At 63.3% G+C, this 20244-nt stretch carries 19 protein-coding genes; 8 read left to right on the forward strand and 11 right to left on the reverse strand.

Annotated elements, in window-relative coordinates; all coding sequences use genetic code 11:
* Positions 1–9: 9 nt before the first annotated feature.
* Genes sdhA through sdhC form a run of 3 tightly spaced genes read right to left on the reverse strand, consistent with a single transcriptional unit; the run spans position 10 to position 2672 of the window.
* Positions 10–1881 carry a succinate dehydrogenase flavoprotein subunit gene (sdhA, locus tag IVB05_RS00605; protein WP_247782538.1) on the reverse strand — a complete coding sequence of 624 codons (1872 nt, stop codon included), beginning with the start codon at positions 1879–1881 and terminating at the stop codon, positions 10–12.
* Positions 1882–1884: 3 nt separating this feature from the next.
* On the reverse strand, positions 1885–2259 hold the full coding sequence (gene sdhD, locus IVB05_RS00610) for a succinate dehydrogenase, hydrophobic membrane anchor protein (protein ID WP_247787418.1): 375 nt from the start codon (positions 2257–2259) through the stop codon (positions 1885–1887).
* 14 nt (positions 2260–2273) lie between these two features.
* Positions 2274–2672: a succinate dehydrogenase, cytochrome b556 subunit gene (gene sdhC / locus IVB05_RS00615; RefSeq protein WP_247782539.1), complete on the reverse strand. Its 399-nt coding sequence runs from the start codon at positions 2670–2672 to the stop codon at positions 2274–2276.
* A gap of 585 nt (positions 2673–3257) precedes the next feature.
* Here sdhC and IVB05_RS00620 point away from each other — a divergent pair.
* Complete coding sequence (locus tag IVB05_RS00620; protein WP_247787419.1) at positions 3258–4109, forward strand: sulfite exporter TauE/SafE family protein; 852 nt, start codon at positions 3258–3260, stop codon at positions 4107–4109.
* A 254-nt stretch (positions 4110–4363) separates the two neighbouring features.
* On the opposite strand, the gene IVB05_RS00625 is transcribed toward IVB05_RS00620, so the two are convergent.
* On the reverse strand, positions 4364–5890 hold the full coding sequence (locus IVB05_RS00625; protein WP_247782540.1) for a malonyl-CoA synthase: 1527 nt from the start codon (positions 5888–5890) through the stop codon (positions 4364–4366).
* 89 nt (positions 5891–5979) lie between these two features.
* Between IVB05_RS00625 and IVB05_RS00630 the strand changes: the two genes are divergently transcribed.
* Positions 5980–6741, forward strand: coding sequence for an SDR family oxidoreductase (locus IVB05_RS00630; RefSeq protein ID WP_247782541.1), 762 nt, complete (start codon positions 5980–5982; stop codon positions 6739–6741).
* 195 nt (positions 6742–6936) lie between these two features.
* Here IVB05_RS00630 and IVB05_RS00635 read toward each other — a convergent pair whose 3' ends face one another.
* Positions 6937–7860: an aminotransferase class IV gene (locus tag IVB05_RS00635; protein ID WP_247782542.1), complete on the reverse strand. Its 924-nt coding sequence runs from the start codon at positions 7858–7860 to the stop codon at positions 6937–6939.
* Between the two features lie 387 nt (positions 7861–8247).
* Between IVB05_RS00635 and IVB05_RS00640 the strand changes: the two genes are divergently transcribed.
* The 3 genes from IVB05_RS00640 (at position 8248) to IVB05_RS00650 (ending at position 10415) form a co-directional block, all read left to right on the forward strand.
* Positions 8248–8802, forward strand: a complete 555-nt coding sequence (locus IVB05_RS00640; protein ID WP_247782543.1) for a fasciclin domain-containing protein — start codon at positions 8248–8250, stop codon at positions 8800–8802.
* Positions 8803–8981: 179 nt separating this feature from the next.
* Positions 8982–9611, forward strand: a complete 630-nt coding sequence (locus IVB05_RS00645) for a cytochrome b/b6 domain-containing protein (protein ID WP_247782544.1) — start codon at positions 8982–8984, stop codon at positions 9609–9611.
* Between the two features lie 18 nt (positions 9612–9629).
* Positions 9630–10415 (forward strand): molybdopterin-dependent oxidoreductase, encoded by a 786-nt coding sequence (locus IVB05_RS00650; RefSeq protein ID WP_247782545.1) that lies wholly within the window; start codon positions 9630–9632, stop codon positions 10413–10415.
* Positions 10416–10686: 271 nt separating this feature from the next.
* Here the strand turns inward: IVB05_RS00650 and IVB05_RS00655 are convergent, their stop codons facing one another.
* The 3 genes from IVB05_RS00655 to IVB05_RS00665 all read right to left on the reverse strand — a co-directional run bounded on the left by IVB05_RS00655 (position 10687) and on the right by IVB05_RS00665 (position 14624).
* Positions 10687–12357, reverse strand: coding sequence for a tetratricopeptide repeat protein (locus IVB05_RS00655; RefSeq protein ID WP_247782546.1), 1671 nt, complete (start codon positions 12355–12357; stop codon positions 10687–10689).
* 114 nt (positions 12358–12471) lie between these two features.
* Positions 12472–13668, reverse strand: coding sequence for a YbfB/YjiJ family MFS transporter (locus IVB05_RS00660; protein WP_247782547.1), 1197 nt, complete (start codon positions 13666–13668; stop codon positions 12472–12474).
* A gap of 92 nt (positions 13669–13760) precedes the next feature.
* Positions 13761–14624 carry an EamA family transporter gene (locus IVB05_RS00665; RefSeq protein WP_247782548.1) on the reverse strand — a complete coding sequence of 288 codons (864 nt, stop codon included), beginning with the start codon at positions 14622–14624 and terminating at the stop codon, positions 13761–13763.
* 253 nt (positions 14625–14877) lie between these two features.
* Between IVB05_RS00665 and leuB the strand changes: the two genes are divergently transcribed.
* Positions 14878–15990: a 3-isopropylmalate dehydrogenase gene (leuB, locus tag IVB05_RS00670; protein ID WP_247782549.1), complete on the forward strand. Its 1113-nt coding sequence runs from the start codon at positions 14878–14880 to the stop codon at positions 15988–15990.
* A gap of 140 nt (positions 15991–16130) precedes the next feature.
* Positions 16131–16769 (forward strand): CatB-related O-acetyltransferase, encoded by a 639-nt coding sequence (locus IVB05_RS00675; RefSeq protein WP_247782550.1) that lies wholly within the window; start codon positions 16131–16133, stop codon positions 16767–16769.
* Between the two features lie 56 nt (positions 16770–16825).
* Here the strand turns inward: IVB05_RS00675 and IVB05_RS00680 are convergent, their stop codons facing one another.
* Together IVB05_RS00680 and IVB05_RS00685 are read right to left on the reverse strand one after the other, a co-directional pair.
* Positions 16826–17215, reverse strand: coding sequence for a hypothetical protein (locus IVB05_RS00680; RefSeq protein ID WP_247782551.1), 390 nt, complete (start codon positions 17213–17215; stop codon positions 16826–16828).
* A 218-nt stretch (positions 17216–17433) separates the two neighbouring features.
* Positions 17434–18237 carry a hypothetical protein gene (locus IVB05_RS00685; RefSeq protein WP_247782552.1) on the reverse strand — a complete coding sequence of 268 codons (804 nt, stop codon included), beginning with the start codon at positions 18235–18237 and terminating at the stop codon, positions 17434–17436.
* Between the two features lie 117 nt (positions 18238–18354).
* On the opposite strand from IVB05_RS00685, the gene IVB05_RS00690 reads away from it, so the two are divergent.
* Complete coding sequence (locus IVB05_RS00690; protein WP_247782553.1) at positions 18355–19389, forward strand: aspartate-semialdehyde dehydrogenase; 1035 nt, start codon at positions 18355–18357, stop codon at positions 19387–19389.
* Between the two features lie 105 nt (positions 19390–19494).
* On the opposite strand, the gene IVB05_RS00695 is transcribed toward IVB05_RS00690, so the two are convergent.
* Positions 19495–20139 (reverse strand): carbonic anhydrase, encoded by a 645-nt coding sequence (locus IVB05_RS00695; RefSeq protein WP_247782554.1) that lies wholly within the window; start codon positions 20137–20139, stop codon positions 19495–19497.
* Positions 20140–20244: the final 105 nt, after the last annotated feature.

Here is a 20244-nt window from a genome sequence, read left to right on the forward strand (position 1 = left end):
CCAGTGCGATCAATACACGCGCGCCTTCGGCGGGATGTACTGGACGTCGTTCGTCATCGTGTAGTCGTGCACCGGGCGATAATCGATCGTGGTGTTGCCGCCATTGTCGATCCACGCCAGCGTGTGCTTCATCCAGTTCTTGTCGTCGCGCTCGGAAAAGTCCTCGCGCGCATGGGCGCCGCGGCTTTCGGTGCGGTTCGCCGCCGAATCCATGGTGACGACTGCCTGCGCGATCAGATTGTCGAATTCGAGCGTTTCGATCAGGTCGGAATTCCAGACCAGCGAGCGGTCGGTGGTCGCGACATCGCCGATGCCGCCATGAACCTTGTGGATCAGGTTCTGGCCTTCGTGCAGGATCTCGCCGGTGCGGAACACCGCGCAATTGCTTTGCATGACGTGCTGCATGCCCTCGCGCAGCTTCGCGGTCGGCGTGCCGCCGGAGGCGTAGCGGTAGCGGTCGAGCCGGCCGAGCGCCAGATCGGAAGAATCCGCCGGCAGGTCCGGCTGCTTGCCGCCCGGCGTCAGTTTTTCCGCAAGCCGCAGCGCGGCTGCGCGGCCGAACACGACGAGGTCGATCAGCGAGTTGGAGCCGAGCCTGTTGGCGCCGTGTACGGAAACGCAGGCCGCTTCGCCGATCGCCATCAGGCCGGGCACGACCGCATTGTCGTCGCCGTTGATCTTGGTCAGCACTTCGGCGTGATAATTGGTGGGAATGCCGCCCATGTTGTAGTGCACGGTCGGCACGATCGGGATCGGCTCACGGGTGACGTCGACATTGGCGAAGATTTTCGCTGATTCGGAAATGCCCGGCAGCCGTTCGTTCAGCACCTTGGGATCGAGATGATCGAGGTGCAGGTAGATGTGGTCCTTCTTCTTGCCGACGCCGCGGCCCTCGCGGATTTCGATGGTCATCGAGCGCGAGACGACGTCGCGGGAGGCGAGGTCCTTGGCGGAGGGCGCGTAACGCTCCATGAAGCGCTCGCCCTCGGAATTGACGAGATAGCCGCCTTCGCCGCGGGCACCCTCGGTGACGAGGCAGCCAGAGCCGTAGATGCCGGTCGGGTGGAACTGGATGAATTCCATGTCCTGCAGCGGCAGGCCTGCGCGCAGCACCATGCCGCCGCCGTCGCCGGTGCAGGTATGCGCCGAGGTGCAGGAGGCGTAGGCGCGGCCATAGCCGCCGGTGGCGAGAATCGTGGTTTGCGCGCGGAAACGATGCAGCGTGCCGTCGTCGAGCTTGAGCGCGATCACGCCGCGGCAGACGCCCTGGTCGTCCATGATCAGGTCGATGGCGAAGAACTCGATGTAGAATTCGGCCGAATGGCGCAGCGCCTGGCCGTACATCGTGTGCAGCATGGCATGCCCGGTACGGTCGGCCGCGGCGCAGGTGCGCTGCGCCTGGCCCTTGCCGTAGTCCATGGTCATGCCGCCGAACGGGCGCTGGTAGATCTTGCCGTCCTCGGTGCGCGAGAACGGCACGCCCCAATGCTCGAGCTCGTAGACGGCTTCCGGCGCGTTGCGCACCATGTATTCGATCGCGTCCTGGTCGCCGAGCCAGTCCGACCCCTTGACGGTGTCGTACATATGCCAGCGCCAGTCGTCCGGATGCATGTTGCCGAGCGAAGCCGAAATGCCGCCTTGCGCCGCAACCGTATGCGAGCGGGTCGGGAACACCTTTGTGATGCAGGCGGTGCGCAGGCCGGCTTCCGAGCAGCCGACCACGGCGCGCAGGCCGGCGCCGCCGGCGCCGACGACCACGACGTCGTAGGTGTGGTCCTCGATCGGATAGGATTTTCCGTTGGTGGCAGGACTACTTCCAATTCCGCCACTGCCGTTGCTGGCCTTGCCATTACCTTGAGCCGCCGTCCTTTGAGCAGCCATGGGTTACACTCCCGATGACAATTTGAGGATCGCGTAAATCGAGGCCAGGGCCACCGCGATACAGAAGAAATTATTCGCCATCACGCTGGCGAGCTTGATCTTTTCGTTATGCACGTAGTCCTCGATCACGATCTGCATGCCGATCCGCATGTGCCAGGTGCTGGCGACGATGAAGAGGACCAGGATGATCGCGATCGGCAGCGAGCCGAGGATTTGGGCGGCGCCGGCCTGATTGCGGCCGATCAGCATCAGGATGATCACGATGACGGGGATGATCAGCAGCGTCATCGCCACCGCCGTGAGACGCTGGCGCCAGAAATCGGTGGTGCCGGAATGCGAGGAACCGAGATTGCGGACGCGGCCGAGCGGCGTGCGCATCGAGCGAGGGCCGCTCATCGTCCGCCTCCGACCGTGTAGGCGATGATCCAGACCAGGACGGTCAGCGAAATGCCGGCGATCAGCGCGCCCCAGGTGAGCGCCTCGCGCTCATTGGCCTTGAAGCCGTAGCCGAGGTCCCAGAAGAAGTAGCGGATACCGCTACACAGATGATGCAGCAACGCCCACGTGTAGCCGAACACGATCAGCTTGCCGATGATGCTGCCGGTGAAGGCCTGGACGTTGGCGTAGGCCCCGGGGCCGGACGCCGCGGCAATCAGCCACCAGGCGAGCAAAAGCGTGCCGAAATAGAGCGCAATTCCCGTGGCGCGGTGGATGATGGAAAGCGCCATCGTCAGGGTGACGCGATAGGTCTGCAAATGGGGCGATAGCGGTCGTTCGATCCTGGCGGTCATTCGGCGGCTTCATGTTGTGTGGAACCGCGGCCGGCCCATGGGGATGCGCGGTAGATGAATTCTATTTACGTAGTCACACCAGTCCGCGCAACGATCAAATCGCTTGGAATAGAACCAACGTTCATTACTAGGAGCGCTATGAAGCGCGATTGATCAGCGGCTTGGTATACCACGGCCATTTGGCATGGTTGAAGAATTGAATATTGATTCTTTCATTGATCGATGCGGCTGCGTGCCAGCCGGATCGGTGCCGCGTCAGCGCTCGATGAGGTAATCGACGAAGGCTCTGATCTCGGCGAAGCCAGCCGCGAGGGCTGAAACATCAGGTGCAATGGCACCGGCGTGGGCTCGGAGTCGGCGAGCAGCCGCACAAGGAGGCCGGCGGCCAGGTCGGCCTCGGCTCGCCACGACGGCACCTACCCGATGCCGGCGCCTTCCTTCGCGGCGGCGGCCAGCGCGTCGAGGCTATTCATCCAGAGCCGAGCCGATATGCGGATTTTGCGGCCCGCCTGGAAGCAGCTAAGTCAGCCGGTGGGCCACACAGATGCGAGGCCGCAGGTTCTGAACGCGGGAATGTTCAAAGACATGGTGGCCGGCCTCGATCCCAAAGAGCTCATCGAACTCGCCTTGTTGCTGATTGCGGTCGGAGCGCTGTCGGGATTTCTGGCCGGCGTGTTCGGCATCGGCGGCGGCGCCATCCTGGTGCCGGTGTTCTACGAATGCTTCCGGCTGGCCGGCGTGCCGCTGGAGGTGCGGATGCCGCTCTGCATCGGCACCTCGCTGGCGATCATCATCCCGACCTCGCTCTCCTCGTTTCGCGCCCATTACATCAGAGGCGCGGTCGACACGGACATCCTCAGGCGCTGGTGGCTGCCGATCGTGATCGGCGTGATCGCCGGCAGCGTCACCGCGCGCTACGCGCCGGAACGGCTGTTCAAGATCGTGTTCGTGGTGGTGGCATGGTCGGCCGCAGCCCGGCTGTTGCTGGCGCGGGAAACCTGGAAGCTCGGCGACGAAGTGCCGAAGGGCTTTCTGATGCGCGTCTACGGCTTCTTCGTTGGGCTGTTGTCGACCTTGATGGGCGTCGGCGGCGGCCTGTTCGCGAACCTGCTGATGACGTTCTATGGCCGGCCGATCCATCAGGCGGTCGCAACCTCGTCCGCGATTGCGGTGTTGATCTCGATCCCCGGCGCGATCGGCTATGTCTATGCCGGCTGGCCCGCCGCGGCGCGCTTTCCCGATGTCACTGCGCTGCAGGCGCCATTTGCGCTCGGTTATGTCTCGCTGATCGGGGCCGTGCTCGTGATGCCGACCACGCTGATCACGGCGCCGCTCGGCGTGCGCGCCGCGCATGCGATGTCAAAGCGCACGCTGGAGATGGCGTTCGGCACGTACATGTTCATCGTCGGCGGGAGGTTTGTAGTCAGCCTGTTGTAGGCGCGTAGCCCGGATGAAGCGAAGCGAAATCCGGGATTCTCGCAGATGGACAGACTGTTCCCGGATTGCGCTCCGCTCCATCCGGGCTACAGCACCTGTGAGGTGGGGATCGCGTGACAGCCACCGGGTCGTCCCTGCGAACGCAGGGACCCATAACCACAGGTGTCAGTGGTTAGCGAAAAGCCGTCGGCCAGCGTTTCTCAATATATCCGCCGCGGCGTATGGGTCCCTGCTTTCGCAGGGACGACAGCGAATTACTTCGCGTAGATTTTCGCGTACGTATCCCGCAAAATATTCTTCTGCACCTTGCCCATGGCGTTGCGCGGCAGTTCGTCGACCACGAACACGCGCTTCGGCATCTTGAATTTGGCGAGCCGGCCGTCGAGTGCCTTCAGCACGCCCGCTTCGGTGACCTCGGCGCCCTTGCTGCAGACCAAGACGGCGGTGACCCCCTCGCCGAAATCGGCATGCGGCACGCCGATCACGGCGGATTCGATTACGCCCGGCATGGCGTCGATCTCGCTCTCGATTTCCTTCGGGTAGACGTTGAAGCCGCCGGAGATCACAAGATCCTTGCCGCGGCCGAGGATGTGGACATAGCCTTTGGGGTCGATCTTGCCGAGATCGCCGGTGATGAAGAAGCCGTCGTCGCGGAATTCGGATTTTGTTTTTTCCGGCATCCGCCAATAGCCCTTGAAGACGTTCGGGCCCTTGACCTCGATCATGCCGATCTCATCGCGCGCAATCTCCTTGCCGGTCTCAGGGTCGGTGACGCGCACGGAGACGCCGGGCAGGGGATGGCCGACGGCGCCTGGCACGCGTTCGCCATCATAGGGGTTTGAGGTATTCATGTTGGTTTCGGTCATGCCGTAGCGTTCGAGCACGGCGTGGCCGGTGCGCGCGGCCCATTCGCGATGGGTGTCGGCGAGCAGCGGCGCGGAGCCCGAAATGAACAGCCGCATGTGCTTGGTGGATTCCTTCGTCAGCGACGGGCTCTGCAACAGCCGCGTGTAGAAGGTCGGCACGCCCATCATGACGGTCGCGCGCGCCATCAGCTTGATCATCAGTTCAGGATCGAGCTTCGGCAGGAAAATCATCGAGGCGCGGGCGAACAGGGTGACGTTGCTCGCCACGAACAGGCCGTGGGTGTGATAGATCGGCAGCGCGTGGATCAGCACGTCCTTGTCGGTGAAACGCCAGTAATCGACCAGGCTGTAGGAGTTCGACGCGAGATTATCGTGCGTCAGCATCGCGCCCTTGGAGCGGCCTGTCGTGCCCGAGGTGTAGAGGATCGCGGCGAGGTCGTCATTGGCGCGTGCGACGGTCGCAAACGCCGCTTCGGCCTTGGCGGCGGCATCCGTCAGCGATCCCTTGCCGTCGGGCCCGAGCGTTTCGACTTTTGCCTTCACCTTGGCCGCGATCGCACCGATGCCGTCCGCCTTCGAGGGGTCGCATACCACCAGCGACGGCTCGGCGTCGGAGATGAAGTAGTCGAGTTCGTTGAGCGTATAGGCGGTGTTGAGCGGCAAATAGACGCCGCCTGCGCGCACGGTCGCGAGATAGAGCACCAGCGCCGGCACCGATTTCTCGGTCTGCGCCGCCACGCGGTCACCGGGCTTGACGCCGCGCGCAACCAGCACATTCGCCATCTGGCCGGCGCGGGCGATCAGATCGCCATAGCTGATGCGCGTGCCGTCGAGCATTTCGATCGCAAGCCGGTTCGGATCGTCGAGCGTATCGAACAGGCGGGAAAACAGGTTGGCGTTGGCAGTCGTGTTCATGCAACATTCCCTAAGAGGGCGCTGGCCCGCGGAATTTCGCAGGCTGGAATAGCAAGAACGCCCTTCATAAAGCAACGGAGACAGTTTGCATGACAAATAGCGGGAAACGCGTGGCCTGGGTGACGGGCGGTGGCAGCGGGATCGGCGCGTCGGGGGCGGAATGCCTGGCGGCGGACGGCTGGATCGTGGTGGTTTCGGGTCGGCGGAAAGACGCCCTCGACAAGGTCGTGGCCGATATCGCCAAAAAGGGCGGCAAGGCCGAGGCGATCGCGCTCGATGTCAGCAACAAGGAAGATGTCAACAAGGCGGCCGGGCAGATCCTGGAAAAACACGGCCGGATCGACCTCCTGGTCAACAGCGCCGGCCTCAACGTGCCGAAGCGAAGCTGGGCCGACATGGATCTGGACGGCTGGGACAAGGTCGTCGATATCAATCTCAACGGCGTGCTTTACTGCATGCGCGCGGTGCTGCCGGCGATGAGGAAGCAGCAGGACGGCTGCATCATCAACGTCGCGTCCTGGGCCGGCCGTCACGTCTCGAAAATGCCGGGCCCGGCCTACACCACCACAAAACACGCGGTGCTGGCGCTGACCCATTCCTTCAATATGGACGAATGCGTCAACGGCCTGCGCGCCTGCTGCCTGTCGCCCGGCGAGGTCGCGACCCCGATCCTGAAGCTGCGCCCCGTGGTGCCGTCGGAAGAGGAGCAGGCGAAAATGCTGCAGCCGGAAGATTGCGGCCGCACCATCGCCTTCGTCGCCAGCATGCCGCCACGCGTGTGCATGAACGAGATCCTGATCAGCCCGACGCATAATCGCGGATTCATCCAGACCCCGCATAATCGGGATTAGGACGAGCTCTCTCCATCGTCGTCCCTGCGAAAGCAGGGACCCATAACCACCGGCCTTAGTTTGGCGATAGACATCAGCCACAGAGCCTTATTGAGAGATCACGCGGTATGGGTCCCTGCGTGCGCAGGGACGACGAGAGACATGGGGCGTCGCGGCACGGCTCGGGCCCTCAAAAGTTTCACAAATCACGATAATTCATTCGCCGGCCTCGGCCTCGAGGGGGCGGACCGGTGTCCGGTGCCAGCCCTCCTCGTGCTTGCGCCAGTAGGTATCCCTAAGCAGCATTGAGATCGGCCCGGGCCGGTCGTTGCCGAGGATGCGTGCGCCGATGCGCGACGCGGGCATGACGCCGCCGGCCGTCGTCGCCAGGAAGACCTCGTCCGCGTGGTCGAGCGCCGATCGGGGAATCGGTTCAACCGCAGCCTCGATGCCGAGTTCGGCGCAGAGCTCCAGCACCGATCGGCGCGTGATGCCGTGCAGGCTGCCGCGATCGGGCGTCGTTACCCTTCCGTCCTTCACGAGGAAGACGTTGAAGCCCGGCCCTTCAGTCAGGAAACCCTGCGTATCGCACAGCACCGCTGTGTCGAAATTGGCGTCGTGCGCCTCCAGCAGGCCGGAGGTCAGATCGTTCCACTGATAGTTCTTGACCGTGGGATCGACTGAGGCGTCGGGCACGCGCGGCGTCGAGGCGATGAAGACATGGGCTCCGCGCGCCTGCACGTCCTTGGGAACGACATCGATCCAGGGCAGCGCATAGGCGATCAGGTGGTTTTCGCAATCGGCCGGCCGGCGTGATCCCGCAACGCGTGGCCGTCCGCGCGAGGCCACCATCGCGACATAGGCGTCCGAAAGACCGGTCAGCGCCACGCAGCGATGCAGGATCGCCTCGATCGCGGCGCTGTCTTCCGGCGGCCGGATCCGGCGCTGCGCCATCGAGCGCTCGAAACGATCGAGATGGTCGGCAAGCCGGAAGAAGCCGCCCTTGAACACATGCACGACGTCGTAGACGACATCGGACCGCGTAAAACCCCAATCGGTGACGGGCAGCGTCGCCTCGGCGATCGGGACGAAGCGCCCCCTGACATAGCCGGCGCCCTCGGCGAAGATCGAGTCCTTCATGCGTTATCTCCGAAGCATCACACAGGTATCGCAAGGGCTCCAGCCATCCCAAGCCGTTACGAACGGCTCCAGTAATGAGAGTTATACCGGCAATCGCGGCATGGTGGCACGCGATGACAGGCTCCGCGTAACCCGGGACAGCGTCTATCGTCGCAGATGATCCCGGATTGCGCTGCGCTCCATCCGGGCTACGGGTGCCCGTCATCGCACGGCCCGCGCCCGCGAAAGTTTCAGCCATCACGATAATTTATTCGCCGAAACCGGCCGAAAAACCTCCCGTAGCTCGGCCAACGACGACGAAATCAACCCGGTCCATCGACCTGGCGTCGTTGTTTTCAGTACCGGCGGATGCCCCGCCGGCCATCGCAATCCTCGGGAGAAGATTCCATGTCCAAACGTATTGCACTTCTGTCCGCCGCCGTGTTCAGCGCACTGGCTTTCACCGCCACCATCACCGCGCCCGCCAGCGCGGAAGAAAAGACCGTGATGGTCGGCGGCGCGGCGATGTTCCCCTCCAAGAATATCGTCCAGAACGCCGTCAACTCGAAGGATCACACCACGCTGGTTGCCGCGGTGAAGGCCGCCGGCCTGGTTGAAACGCTGGAAAGCAAGGGCCCGTTCACGGTGTTCGCGCCGACCAACACCGCCTTCGGCAAGCTGCCGGCCGGCACCGTCGAGACGCTGGTGAAGCCTGAAAACAAGGCGACCCTGACCAAGATCCTCACCTACCATGTCGTGCCCGGCAAGCTCGCCGCGTCCGACCTGAAGGACGGCATGAAGCTCAAGACCGCCGAAGGCGAACCACTGTCGGTCAAGCTCCAGGACGGCAAGGTCTGGATTATCGACGCCAAGGGTGGAACCTCGATGGTCACGATCTCGAACGTCAATCAGTCCAACGGCGTGATCCATGTGGTCGATACCGTGCTGATGCCGGCGTCCTGAGCTCCCGCGCGCCCCTGACTGGTCCCAACAGGGCGTGTGGATTGGCGAGCCGGGGCAACCCGGCTCGCTTTTTTGTGAACCCGATACGCGCCGTGCATCGATCTGATAGCGTCATGGCAAGTAACGGAAAGCCGGTTCCCGGCGTATAATTGGTAGCGAATTGCAAGCGGGGAAGAGCCATGTCGGCCGTAACAGTCAGCGACGAACACGCCGCGTCAACCAAGGCCAAGGTCATTCAGCCGGCCTGGGTGCGGGCGCTGCATTGGACCAACGCCTTCGCGATGGTTTTGATGATCATGTCGGGGTGGCAGATCTACAATGCCTCGCCGCTGTTCGATTTCCGCTTCTCCTCGAGCATCACGCTGGGCGGCTGGCTCGGCGGCGCGCTGCTCTGGCATTTCGCCGCGATGTGGCTGTTGATGGTCAACGGCCTGATCTATCTGACTGTGGGTCTTGCCACCGGCCGCTTCCGCAAGAAGCTGCTGCCGATCACGCCGGAGGGCGTGATCTCGGACACCAAGGCGGCACTGACCGGCAAGCTCTCGCATGACGATCTCACCAAGTACAACCAGGTGCAAAAGCTGCTTTATGCCGGAATCATCGTCGTCGGTATCCTCATCGTGCTGTCGGGCCTGGCGATCTGGAAACCAGTCCAGTTGCAATATCTGACGGCGCTGTTCGGCGGCTACGAGGCCGCCCGCTACGTCCATTTCTTCTGCATGGCTGGTATCGTCGCCTTCATGGTGGTTCATGTTGTGCTGGCTCTTCTGGTGCCGAAGAGCCTGCGCGCCATGATCATCGGCCGCTAACTTAAAGGGAGCACGGTCATGGGCCGCATGCGCAATCTCCTGATCCCCGGCGTCGACAAGACGCTCCTCATCAGGGACGCGGTGAAGACGATGCCGGATCTCACGCGCCGACGCTTCATCTCGGGCGGCGCCAGCCTCGGCGCGCTGACGCTGCTGACCGGCTGCGACGTGACCGATAGTTTTTCAGCCGAGGAGATGCTGAAGCAGGTCTCGAAGTTCAATGACGGCGTGCAGGCGTTGATCTTCAATCCCAATGCCATGGCACCGACATTTCCGGAAAGCGCAATCACAAAGCCGTTCCCGTTCAATGGCTATTATGACGTCGACGACGCGCCTGAAGTCGACGGCAAGAGCTGGAAGCTCGAGGTGCGCGGGCTGGTCGACAACAAGAAGTCCTGGACGCTGGACGAGCTTTATCAATTGTCGCAAGTCAAGCAGGTCACGCGCCACATCTGCGTCGAGGGCTGGAGCGCGATCGGAAGCTGGACCGGCGTCCCCTTGCGCGATTTCCTGAAACTGATCGGCGCGGATACGCGGGCGAAATATGTCTGGTTTCAGTGCGCCGACAGGGACGGTTACAACTCGCCGCTGGACATGCCGTCCGCGCTGCATGCGCAGACACAGATGAGCTTCAAGTTCGCCGACGAGATTTTGCCGCGCGCCTATGGCTTCCCGATGAGGATCAGGGTGCCGACAAAACTCGGCTTCAAGAGCCCGAAATACGTGATCTCGATGGAAGTCACCAACGATTACAAGGGCGGCTTCTGGGAAGACCAGGGGTATAATTCGTTCAGCGGGAGTTGATTGGTCCCCAACTCCCTCGTCGCCCCTGCGAACGCAGGGGCCCATACCGCGTGATCTCGATATTTTGCGCTGGAGTGAGTTCTTGCTCTCCAACTGAACCCTGGGGTTCTGGGTCCCTGCGTTCGCAGGGACGACGCGCGGATGGAGAACGCATTACGGCTTCTATCTCAGCTTCCCCTGAAACGCCGCCAGCACCGCGCCCAGAATCGTAGGGTAGGCAAAGCGAAGCGTGCCCACCACTCGGGCCAAATCCAACTGGCGCCGCGAACGACTACGCGGCCGCCATGTCCACTCGACGGCAGAAGCAGGACGCCTTAATTGGAATCTCCGACCGCGCCTGCGCCAAATCGAGCCTCTGTTTGATCAGGGCCGTCTCGACCTTTTCTCCGCGACGGACCAGGCATTCGTGCAGCCCGTGCAGCGACCAGAGATTATCAGGGTGCTGGCAGGCGCGGCTCAATTTGCCGTCAAGACCGAGATCAGAGCGGTATACCGCCTCGGCTTCCTCGATCCGTCCCTGCTCGAGGAGAAGTGCCCCCAACGCATGTCGGGTCGGCTGCATCCATCCCCACGGCTCGTCATAGGGCAGCCCGTCGCTGAGCTCGACCGACCTGCGCAGGTGCGCGAAGGCTGCGTCATGGTTGCCCTTTCGATATTCCAGCTCGCCATTCAGCATCGCTTCGGCCACACCCAGCAGACCAACGACATGATTGTTGTGTACGCGGCGGCTCTCGGGCACCCGGGTTTTCGCCGCCATGAACAACGCCTTCTCCGTCTCGGCCTCGGCGACATTGCCGAGCGCCGAATGAGCGACGGCCTTGGCGTAGTGCATCATGGCGACATTCGAGCAGTAGAGGTCTCGATCCCCAGGTAACTCCTGTTCGATGATTTCGCGCCATTTGCCGAAGCGCACCAGGACGTGCTGCTTCATCGTCAGGTAGCCCTCGAGGAAATCCGCCATCGGGGGCGATTCAATACGCAGTACCGCCTCGGGGATCGTCGCGATCAGTTCCTCGGCTGCCGCGATTGCGGGTGTGTACTGGCCAAGGAACATGGCGCCGTAAATCGCGAAGTGGAAGTCGTGGATGACGTAGACCAGGTAGACACCCGGATCGTCCGAATAGGCGAGGAACCTGCGGTCGGTCGCGAGCGCCTTCTGATTATGGACTAGGACGTCGTTGTAGTGCCCGCACAGCACATCGAGATGCGTCGGCATGTGGATGAGGTGACCGGAGTCCGGGACGATCTCGCGCAATCGGTCACCGGCCCGCAATGCGCGCTGCGGAAATGGCGACATCTCCATCAGGTGGACATAGAGATGTAAGAGGCCCGGGTGATCCCATGCAGTGGGGATTCTGTCTAAAGCGTATTCCAGCACCGCCCTGCATTCTTCGGTGCCTGCTCCCTCGGCAGGTTTGCCGGATGGCAAGTCCCACATCTGCCACGGCGTCTCGTTCATGAGCGACTCGGCAAAAACCGCCCGGACCTCGAGATCGTCGGGAAACGCGTCGAAGACCTTGCGCATTTCCCTGGTGTAGGCCTTGTCCCAAGGCGCCATATCCTCGATCGCCTCGCGCTGGGGATAGCGCGCGGTGAGGGCCTGGATCATCGCCCGCTCGACCGCACTTGCCTTCCCGGCATGCGCGAGCGCTCCCTGCATGGCATCGTAGGATGCCGACAGCGCCATCTGCCGGCCGTGCGGGTCATAGCGAACCCAGGGAAGATTATAGTTCGGCCCCGAGGCGTAGCTTATGCCCCAGTGCGCCATGGCGCATTCGCCGTCGTGCTTCAGTGCCTTCTGAAAGCACTTGATCGCTTCGCTATGATTGAACCCAAACAGCCAGTTGAGGCCCCGGTCGAACCAAAGCTGGGTGTCAGGCGACGACGTGGTGATTTTGCGGCTGTACGGCCCGAGATCAAAATAGGTCATGCCCGTTTGCATGATCGCTTCTCCCTTTTTGCGTCGCCGATGGCTTCGGGATGTCAGCTGCCTGGCTTGGTGCTGCTTACGCGCAGTGCCGAGCAGACACCTTACCATACCTGCGAACGCAACGCGTTATGCCGAAGGTTTCTGCGTCACCTTCCTCTGAAACGCCGACAGCGCCGCCCCCAGCGCCAGCATAGCGGCCGAAACATTCAGCGCAAACGACAGGCTGCCCACCGCGTCCGTGATCGCACCGACCACGATCGGTCCCAGCGTCTGGCCGATGCCAAATGAAATCGTCATCGCCGCAATTGCCGTCGGCCAGGCCTGCGGCGGATAATTGAAGCGGACGAAGGCGGTGGTGGAGCCGACCACCGCGAAGAAGGCGACGCCGAACACCAGCGCCGACAGCGCCAGCAGCCATACCGAGTGTCCGAAGATCGGCAGCGCCGCGCCGACGGCATTGGTGCCGAGAATGATCGTGGTGGCGAGGCCGCCGCGGTCGAGCGCGAGCACGCGGCGCCAGACCCATGGGGTCACGAATGCGCTGAGGCCGATCAGGCTCCAGAATGCGCTCTGGGCTACCGCGCCGCCGCCGGCGTCGCGGACATAGGCGATCATGAAGGTCATGTAGGCGATGTAGCCGGCGCCGAACAGGAAGTAGCCGGCGAGATAGATCAAGACTGGCGCCACCGCGAACTTGGCCGTTGCCGTCTCGGCGGCCATAGCGCTGGCATGGAGCGGCGCGAGCACGACGGGTATCGTCATGACGACCGCGAGCCCCGTCATCGCCCACCAGACGATCCACCACGAGCCCGGCCCAAATCCCTGCAAGACAAACGGCGCCACCAGCCCCGACGCCAAAATGCCGATCCCGGGTCCGGCATAGAACAGGCTGAGCAGGAAGTTCGCCCGTTCGGGCCGCGATTGCGCGATCGTCGCGGCCAGCGCACCGCCGCCGACGAATCCGGCCGCCGCGCCCACTCCCGCCAACAGCCGGGCAAAACTCAGCACGTAGAAATTGCCTGATACGGCGCAGAGCGCCAGCGACAGCACGCAGGCCAGCGTTCCCCATCGCACCGAGTTGGCCAGCCCAAAAGTTCTGATCATCCGCGAGGCGAGCAGGGCGCCCGCGAGATAGCCGGCCGCGTTGATCGTGTTCATGAACCCGGCCGCGGAATAGGACCACGCCAGATTGTCGCGCATGTCCGGCAGCACCAGCGCATAGGCGAAGCGGCCGATGCCGAGCCCGACGGTCTGCGCCAGCGACAGGATGAGGATCAGCCGCGCGGGGTGCGGGTAGAGCGGGGGAACGTCAGGGGATCGCACTGAAAACTCCGGCAAACTGTAGTCTGACAGGCCGGTGCGCACTTGCACAGGTGCGCCGGCCGCAACGGTGTCTTGCCAATCCTGCAACGGGATCAGCCGATCAGCACCAGCACGACGCCGAGCACCGTCAGCGCGGACCCCGCCACGATGCGCGCGGTGATCTCGATGTGCTTGAGCAGCATCGCGCTCAGCGCCACCGTGACCAGCGGATAGATCGCGGCCAGCGGCGCCACCAGCGTGATCGGGCCGTTGCGGACCGCGGCGAACAGCGTGAGCGCGCTCAAGCCGTTGCTGATCCCGGTCATCGCGAACCAGAACAGGCCGGCGCGCGGCGCCTGCACGACAAAGTTGCCCTTGCGGACGCGCTGCACCGTCAGCACCACCAGGGAGGACATGACGTAGCCGATCAGGCAGGCCCAGAGCGGACTTGGCCAAACCTCAAGCCCGAGCTTGACCACCGGCGGCACCACGCCGCGGATCAGCGCGCTGCACAGCGGCAGCAGCAGCGCCCAGCTCCGCCAATGACCGAGGTCGCGCGGGCGCGTCACCGTGATGATCGCAGCTCCGGCGACCGCAACGACAAGGCCAAGCAGTTGCGGGGGCTCCAACGGCTCGTGCAGCAGGATCACCGCCGTCGCCACCGCAAACAGCGGCGCGAGGTTGCCGAGCGTCGAGGTGATGACCGGCCCGAGCGCCCGGTTCGAGGCAAAGGTCAACAGCGTCAGCGAGGCCGGGAAGAACAGGCCGATGGCGATGAAAATGGGCAGGCCGCGCCAGATCACCGGCTCGTCCTGGAGGATCAGCGGCGACAGCAGCAGGAACAGCACCGTGAAGGAGGGGACGCTGATCGCCGCCCCCGACAGCGGATCGACGGTCCGCAAGCCCAACTGCGCCAGAACGACCCCGGCGCCCAGGAAGCCCGCCGAGGCAAAGGCGTAGATAATGGCTGATGTCATGAGGTCCGTCTTGCTGCCTTCTTGAGGGGGCGGCGGGTTGCTCTTTCCGGGCCATTCTGGCCCTGTTTTCTGCGCCTTGCCAATCCGCTTCCGGCGCTTTAGCACTCCGCGCGACCCGTCATTCCGGGGCACGGCGAAGCCGCGAACCCGGAATCCATTCGTCCGCTTGCGCTCGTGGCCGGCATGGATTCCGGATCGCCTCGCTGCGCTCCGCGTCCGGAATGACGACCAGAGAGCCTAGAAGGACCTGACCATGGCGACCCATAAACTGCTGCTTCTCCCCGGCGACGGCATCGGCCCCGAAGTGATGGGGGAGGTGCAGCGCCTGATCGACTGGCTGAACAAGCAGGGCATCGCGAAGTTCGAGACCGAGCAGGGTCTGGTCGGCGGCTCCGCCTATGACGCGCACAAGGTGTCGATTTCGGAAGGCGACATGGCCAAGGCTGTGGCTGCGGACGCCATCATCTTCGGCGCGGTCGGCGGCCCCAAGTGGGACAGCGTGCCCTACGAGGTGCGGCCCGAGGCCGGCCTGTTGCGGCTGCGCAAGGATCTCGGCCTGTTCGCCAATCTGCGCCCCGCCGTGTGCTATCCGGCGCTGGCGGATGCCTCCAGCCTGAAGCGCGAGGCGGTTGAAGGCCTCGACATCATGATCGTGCGCGAATTGACCGGCGGCGTCTATTTCGGCGAGCCGAAGACCATCACCGATCTCGGCAACGGCCAGAAGCGCGCCATCGATACCCAAGTCTACGACACCTATGAAATCGAGCGCATCGGCCGCGTCGCCTTCGATCTGGCGCGCAAGCGCCGCAACAAGGTGACCTCGATGGAAAAGCGCAACGTCATGAAGTCGGGCGTGCTCTGGAACGAGGTCATGACGGCGGTGCATGGGCGCGAATACAAGGACGTGACGCTGGAACATCAGCTCGCCGATTCCGGCGGCATGATGCTGGTGAAGGCGCCAAAACAGTTCGACGTCATCGTAACCGACAATCTGTTCGGCGACATGCTGTCGGACATCGCGGCGATGCTGACCGGTTCGCTCGGCATGCTGCCCTCGGCGTCGCTCGGCGAAGTCGATGCCAAGACCAAAAAGCGCCGCTCGCTGTTCGAGCCGGTGCACGGCTCCGCGCCCGATATCGCAGGCCAAGGCCTCGCCAATCCGATTGCGATGATCTCCTCGTTCGGCATGGCCCTGCGCTATTCCTTCGACATGGGCGCGCTGGCCGACAAGGTCGATGCGGCGATCGCAGCCGTGCTCGCCAGCGGTTTGCGCACCGCTGACATCAAGTCCGAGGGCACGACGGCGGCCTCTACCACGCAGATGGGCGAGGCGATCCTGAAGGAGCTTCAGAAGCTGCACGCGTGAACGCTGCCGGGAATCGTAGGGTGGGCAAAGCGAAGCGTGCCCACCAACCAGCTACGAATGTAGAAAAATGGTGGGCACGGCGCGTTGCGCCTTTGCCCACCCTACGGTTTCGCTGCTGACAACATCATCGGAGCTGTCTGATGGACGCGTCGCATCGCCCCAAGCTCGCGGAAACAATCGTCCATGAAACGGTGCGGCTGCGCGAGGCGCAGATCGGCCGGCGTTGCGAAGTCCTGTGCAACACACGCATCGAATATTCCTCGCTCGGCGACTACTCCTATCTCGGGGAAAATTGCGAGATCGCCGACGCCGTGATCGGCAAGTTCACGGCGATCGCCAATTCGGTGCGGATCGGCGCGCCGAACCATCCGATGGGCCGGCCGTCGCAGCATCGCTTCACCTATTGCCCGGAATATTACGAGCCGACGGCCAGTCGCGACCGCGACTTCTTTGCGGAGCGCCGCAGCGACAGGGTAATCGTCGGCAACGATTGCTGGATCGGGCATGCCGCCATCCTGCTGCCGGGCGTGACGGTCGGCGACGGTGCTGTCATTGCCGCGGGCGCGGTCGTCAGCCGCAACGTGCCGCCCTACACCATCGTCGGCGGCGTTCCCGCGCGCCCGATCCGTCAGCGCTTTCCGGATGCGGTTGCCGAAAGCCTGCGCCGCATCGCCTGGTGGGACTGGCCGGATGAGATCATCTTCGAGCGCCTGAGCGATTTTCGCTCCGAGGCGATCGATCAGTTTTGTGAGCGCTACGATCCGGCGTTCGCTCGCTGAAGGTCACAAAAATGCCCGGTCTCGACCGGGCATTTTTTTCATCTGGCGAATGCAGCTTAATACGGCGGCAGCGGGACGGTCAGCGGATAGCCGCCCATGTCCGACGGCGGGTTGAGCGGCTGGCGGTCGATCGGTCGGTTGAGGTTTTCGCGCGCGAACGTCGGATATCCAAAATCCGACGGGAAGGCGTAGTCCAGGAACTTGCGGTCGCCCGGCAACACTTCCGTGCCGGCATCGAGCCAGGAGCGCGTGGTGACGAAGACGCGGGTGCGCGGGCCCTGCTGGTAGGAGCGGTTGGGACCGTTCGCCCCGTAATAGGGGCGGCCGTCCCGGTCATATCGCTGTTGCTTGGACTGGGCGCTGGCGGAAGCCGAGCCGAGCGCGACGAGGGCAGCCGCAGCAAGCAACATCGCGAGCTTGCTCGCAGCGGGGAATTTTCGGGTCATTGCATCCTCGTCATTGTCCGCCCTTGCGGGCTGGCGGATCGCCAACATCTGGTTGCATGCATTGTAGCCATGGCGGGACCATCGTCGCTAGGTCAATTGCGCCACACCGCGCCGGAATAATGCCGTGCGAAGCGAAAAAGTTTCATGAAAACCAGTGTCTTGGCTGCTTGTTGCCACAATTGTCAGGGGTTGCGGAAGCAGGCCCCGTCAACGGCGGATTACAGCGCGCCGCGCAAATGCGGGTTATCGGCGCCCGTCACCCAATCCGCCGATAAGGCCGGCGCGCCGGATGTCGCGCAATCGCTGCGCCTGACTTCGGCATGGGCGAACAATTCTGTCAGTTTTGCATCGTTTCCGGCCGTCAGCAGGATCAGCCGGTTCAGAATGCAGCCGATCGCCGTGCGGCGCGCCGGCAAGTCTTCGCCCAGGCATGACCAGCCGGAGAGACGGAATTTCGGCTCGTCGACGTGCCTGAAAAATCGGAGGCAGGCGCGGGCGGCCTCGGTGCCGCCGACCCGGCGAAACAGCGTTACGGCGCCGAACTTGCTGTCGATGACTCCTGCCGCCTCCAACTCGCGTGGGCCAGCCGGGTCCATCCTTGCGGCAAGGTAGCCGGCCGCCGAGCCGACTTGATCGATTTCGTCACCCGAACGATAGATTTCGAGTTCGGCGACCGGCGTGCCGCCGATGCCGCTCCAGCGGAACAAATCCTTGCGGCCGCCCTCGGGATGTCGAAAAACTTCGTAAGTCTCTGTCTTACCGGGGAAAATGAGCTGGCTTACCGCGAACGCGGGTGTGCTGCGCCCGGCCTTGCTCCAGGTTTTGGACGACGTCTCCATCGCCGTGACATCGGGCAAATGGTGCCATAACGCGATACCGCAAATGGCCATCAGCGCCAGCGTCATCAGATAGGCGCAGAGCCGTGCCAGCGTGCCGCAGACCTCGTCTACGAAACTTGCCAGCGCCGGTCGGATGCTCAGCGTATGGTAGGAATTGGCCGAACCGGCCGGAAACGAATGCATCAAACGCCCAAACACAGCCGTCAAACGTTGTCATATCGGCGTTTCTCGCATAGAAGCGCTGCCTTCTCCCTTTCCGCTTGCCGCGGCGGGGCAGCATTTTTCCTCGGAGAGTGAACGATGGGTTACAAAGTCGCTGTGGTCGGCGCGACCGGCAATGTCGGGCGCGAAATGCTCAACATTCTCGACGAGCGCAAATTCCCCGCCGACGAGGTCGTGGTGCTGGCTTCGCGCCGCAGCGTCGGCGTCGAGGTCTCCTATGGCGACCGCACCCTGAAGGTCAAAGCGCTCGAGCACTATGATTTCTCCGACGTCGACATTTGCCTAATGTCGGCCGGCGGTTCGGTGTCGAAGGAATGGTCGCCCAAAATCGGCGCCGCCGGCGCGGTCGTGATCGACAATTCGTCGGCCTGGCGGATGGATCCGGACGTGCCGCTGATCGTGCCGGAAGTGAACGCGGACGCGGTCGCCGGCTTTGCCAAGAAGAACATCATCGCCAATCCGAACTGCTCGACGGCGCAGCTCGTGGTCGCGCTGAAGCCGTTGCATGACAAGGCCACCATCAAGCGCGTCGTGGTCTCGACCTATCAATCGGTCTCGGGTGCCGGCAAGGATGCGATGGACGAACTGTTTTCGCAGACCAAGGCCGTCTACACCAACAGCGAGCTCATCAACAAGAAATTCCCCAAGCGCATCGCCTTCAACGTCATCCCGCACATCGACGTCTTCATGGAGGACGGCTACACCAAGGAAGAGTGGAAGATGATGATGGAGACCAAGAAGATTCTTGATCCCAAAATCAGGCTGACCGCGACCTGCGTGCGGGTGCCTGTGTTCGTCGGCCACTCCGAGGCGGTCAACATCGAATTCGAGAACCCGATCACGGCCGATGAAGCGCGCAACATCCTGCGCAATGCGCCGGGATGCCTGGTCATCGACAAGCACGAGCCCGGCGGCTACGTCACGCCGTATGAAGCAGCGGGCGAGGACGCGACCTATATCAGCCGCATCCGCGAGGACAACACCGTCGAGAACGGCCTGCAGCTGTGGTGCGTGTCGGACAATCTGCGCAAGGGCGCCGCGCTGAATGCGATCCAGATCGCCGAATGCCTTATCAACCGCAAGCTGATCAGCGCGAAGAAAAAGGCGGCGTAAGCCCGAATTCGTAGGGTGGGCAAAGCGAAGCGTGCCCACCATTCAGCACTGCGATCAAGGACAGATGGTGGGCACGGCGCGGTGCGCCTTTGCCCACCCTGCGGCTTATTCGCCGTCCCTGACGCTGCGAAATTCCTTCGCATCCGGGTCGAGCACGAACAGCGAGCCTTCCGCGACGCCGAAATAGGCGCCGTGCAATTCCATCTCGCCGCGCTCGACGCGGCTGCGCACGAACGGAAACGTCATCAGGTTTTCGAGTGAGCGGAACACCGCGGCCTTCTCGATCCGCGTGGTGAAATCCTGCCGGGTCTCGTGCGCGCGCTGGCCGACCTTCTCGCCCGGCTTGATGAACATCGCCATCCAGCGGCCGATGAAATCGCCCGGCGACAGCGGGTCGATATCGTCGATGAAGGCGCGGATGCCGCCGCATTGCGCATGGCCGAGCACCACGATGTGTTTTATGCGCAGCACCTGTACTGCGTATTCCAGCGCCGCGGAGACGCCATGGGCGCCGCCGTCCGGCTGGAAAACCGGCACCAGATTGGCGACGTTGCGCACCACGAAGAGTTCGCCGGGGCCGGCGTCGAAAATCACTTCCGGCGAGACGCGCGAATCGCAGCAGCCGATCACCATCACGGCGGGCGACTGGCCGCGCTCGGAAAGTTCCCGGTAGCGCGTCTGTTCGGTCGGCAGACGCTGCGAGGTAAAGGCCCGGTAGCCGTCGAGCAGGTGTTGCGGGAATGGAGCCATGGTGTCCTGTCTGTACCCGCACATGGCTAACCATAAGCCGATGACGGGAACAAGGCTTTCGGACCCCAGTTTGAAATGTTAGGGCGTGGGGCTCGAAGCCTCCAG

Origin of the sequence: Bradyrhizobium sp. 170, assembly GCF_023101085.1 — a bacterium.
Lineage (GTDB): Bacteria > Pseudomonadota > Alphaproteobacteria > Rhizobiales > Xanthobacteraceae > Bradyrhizobium.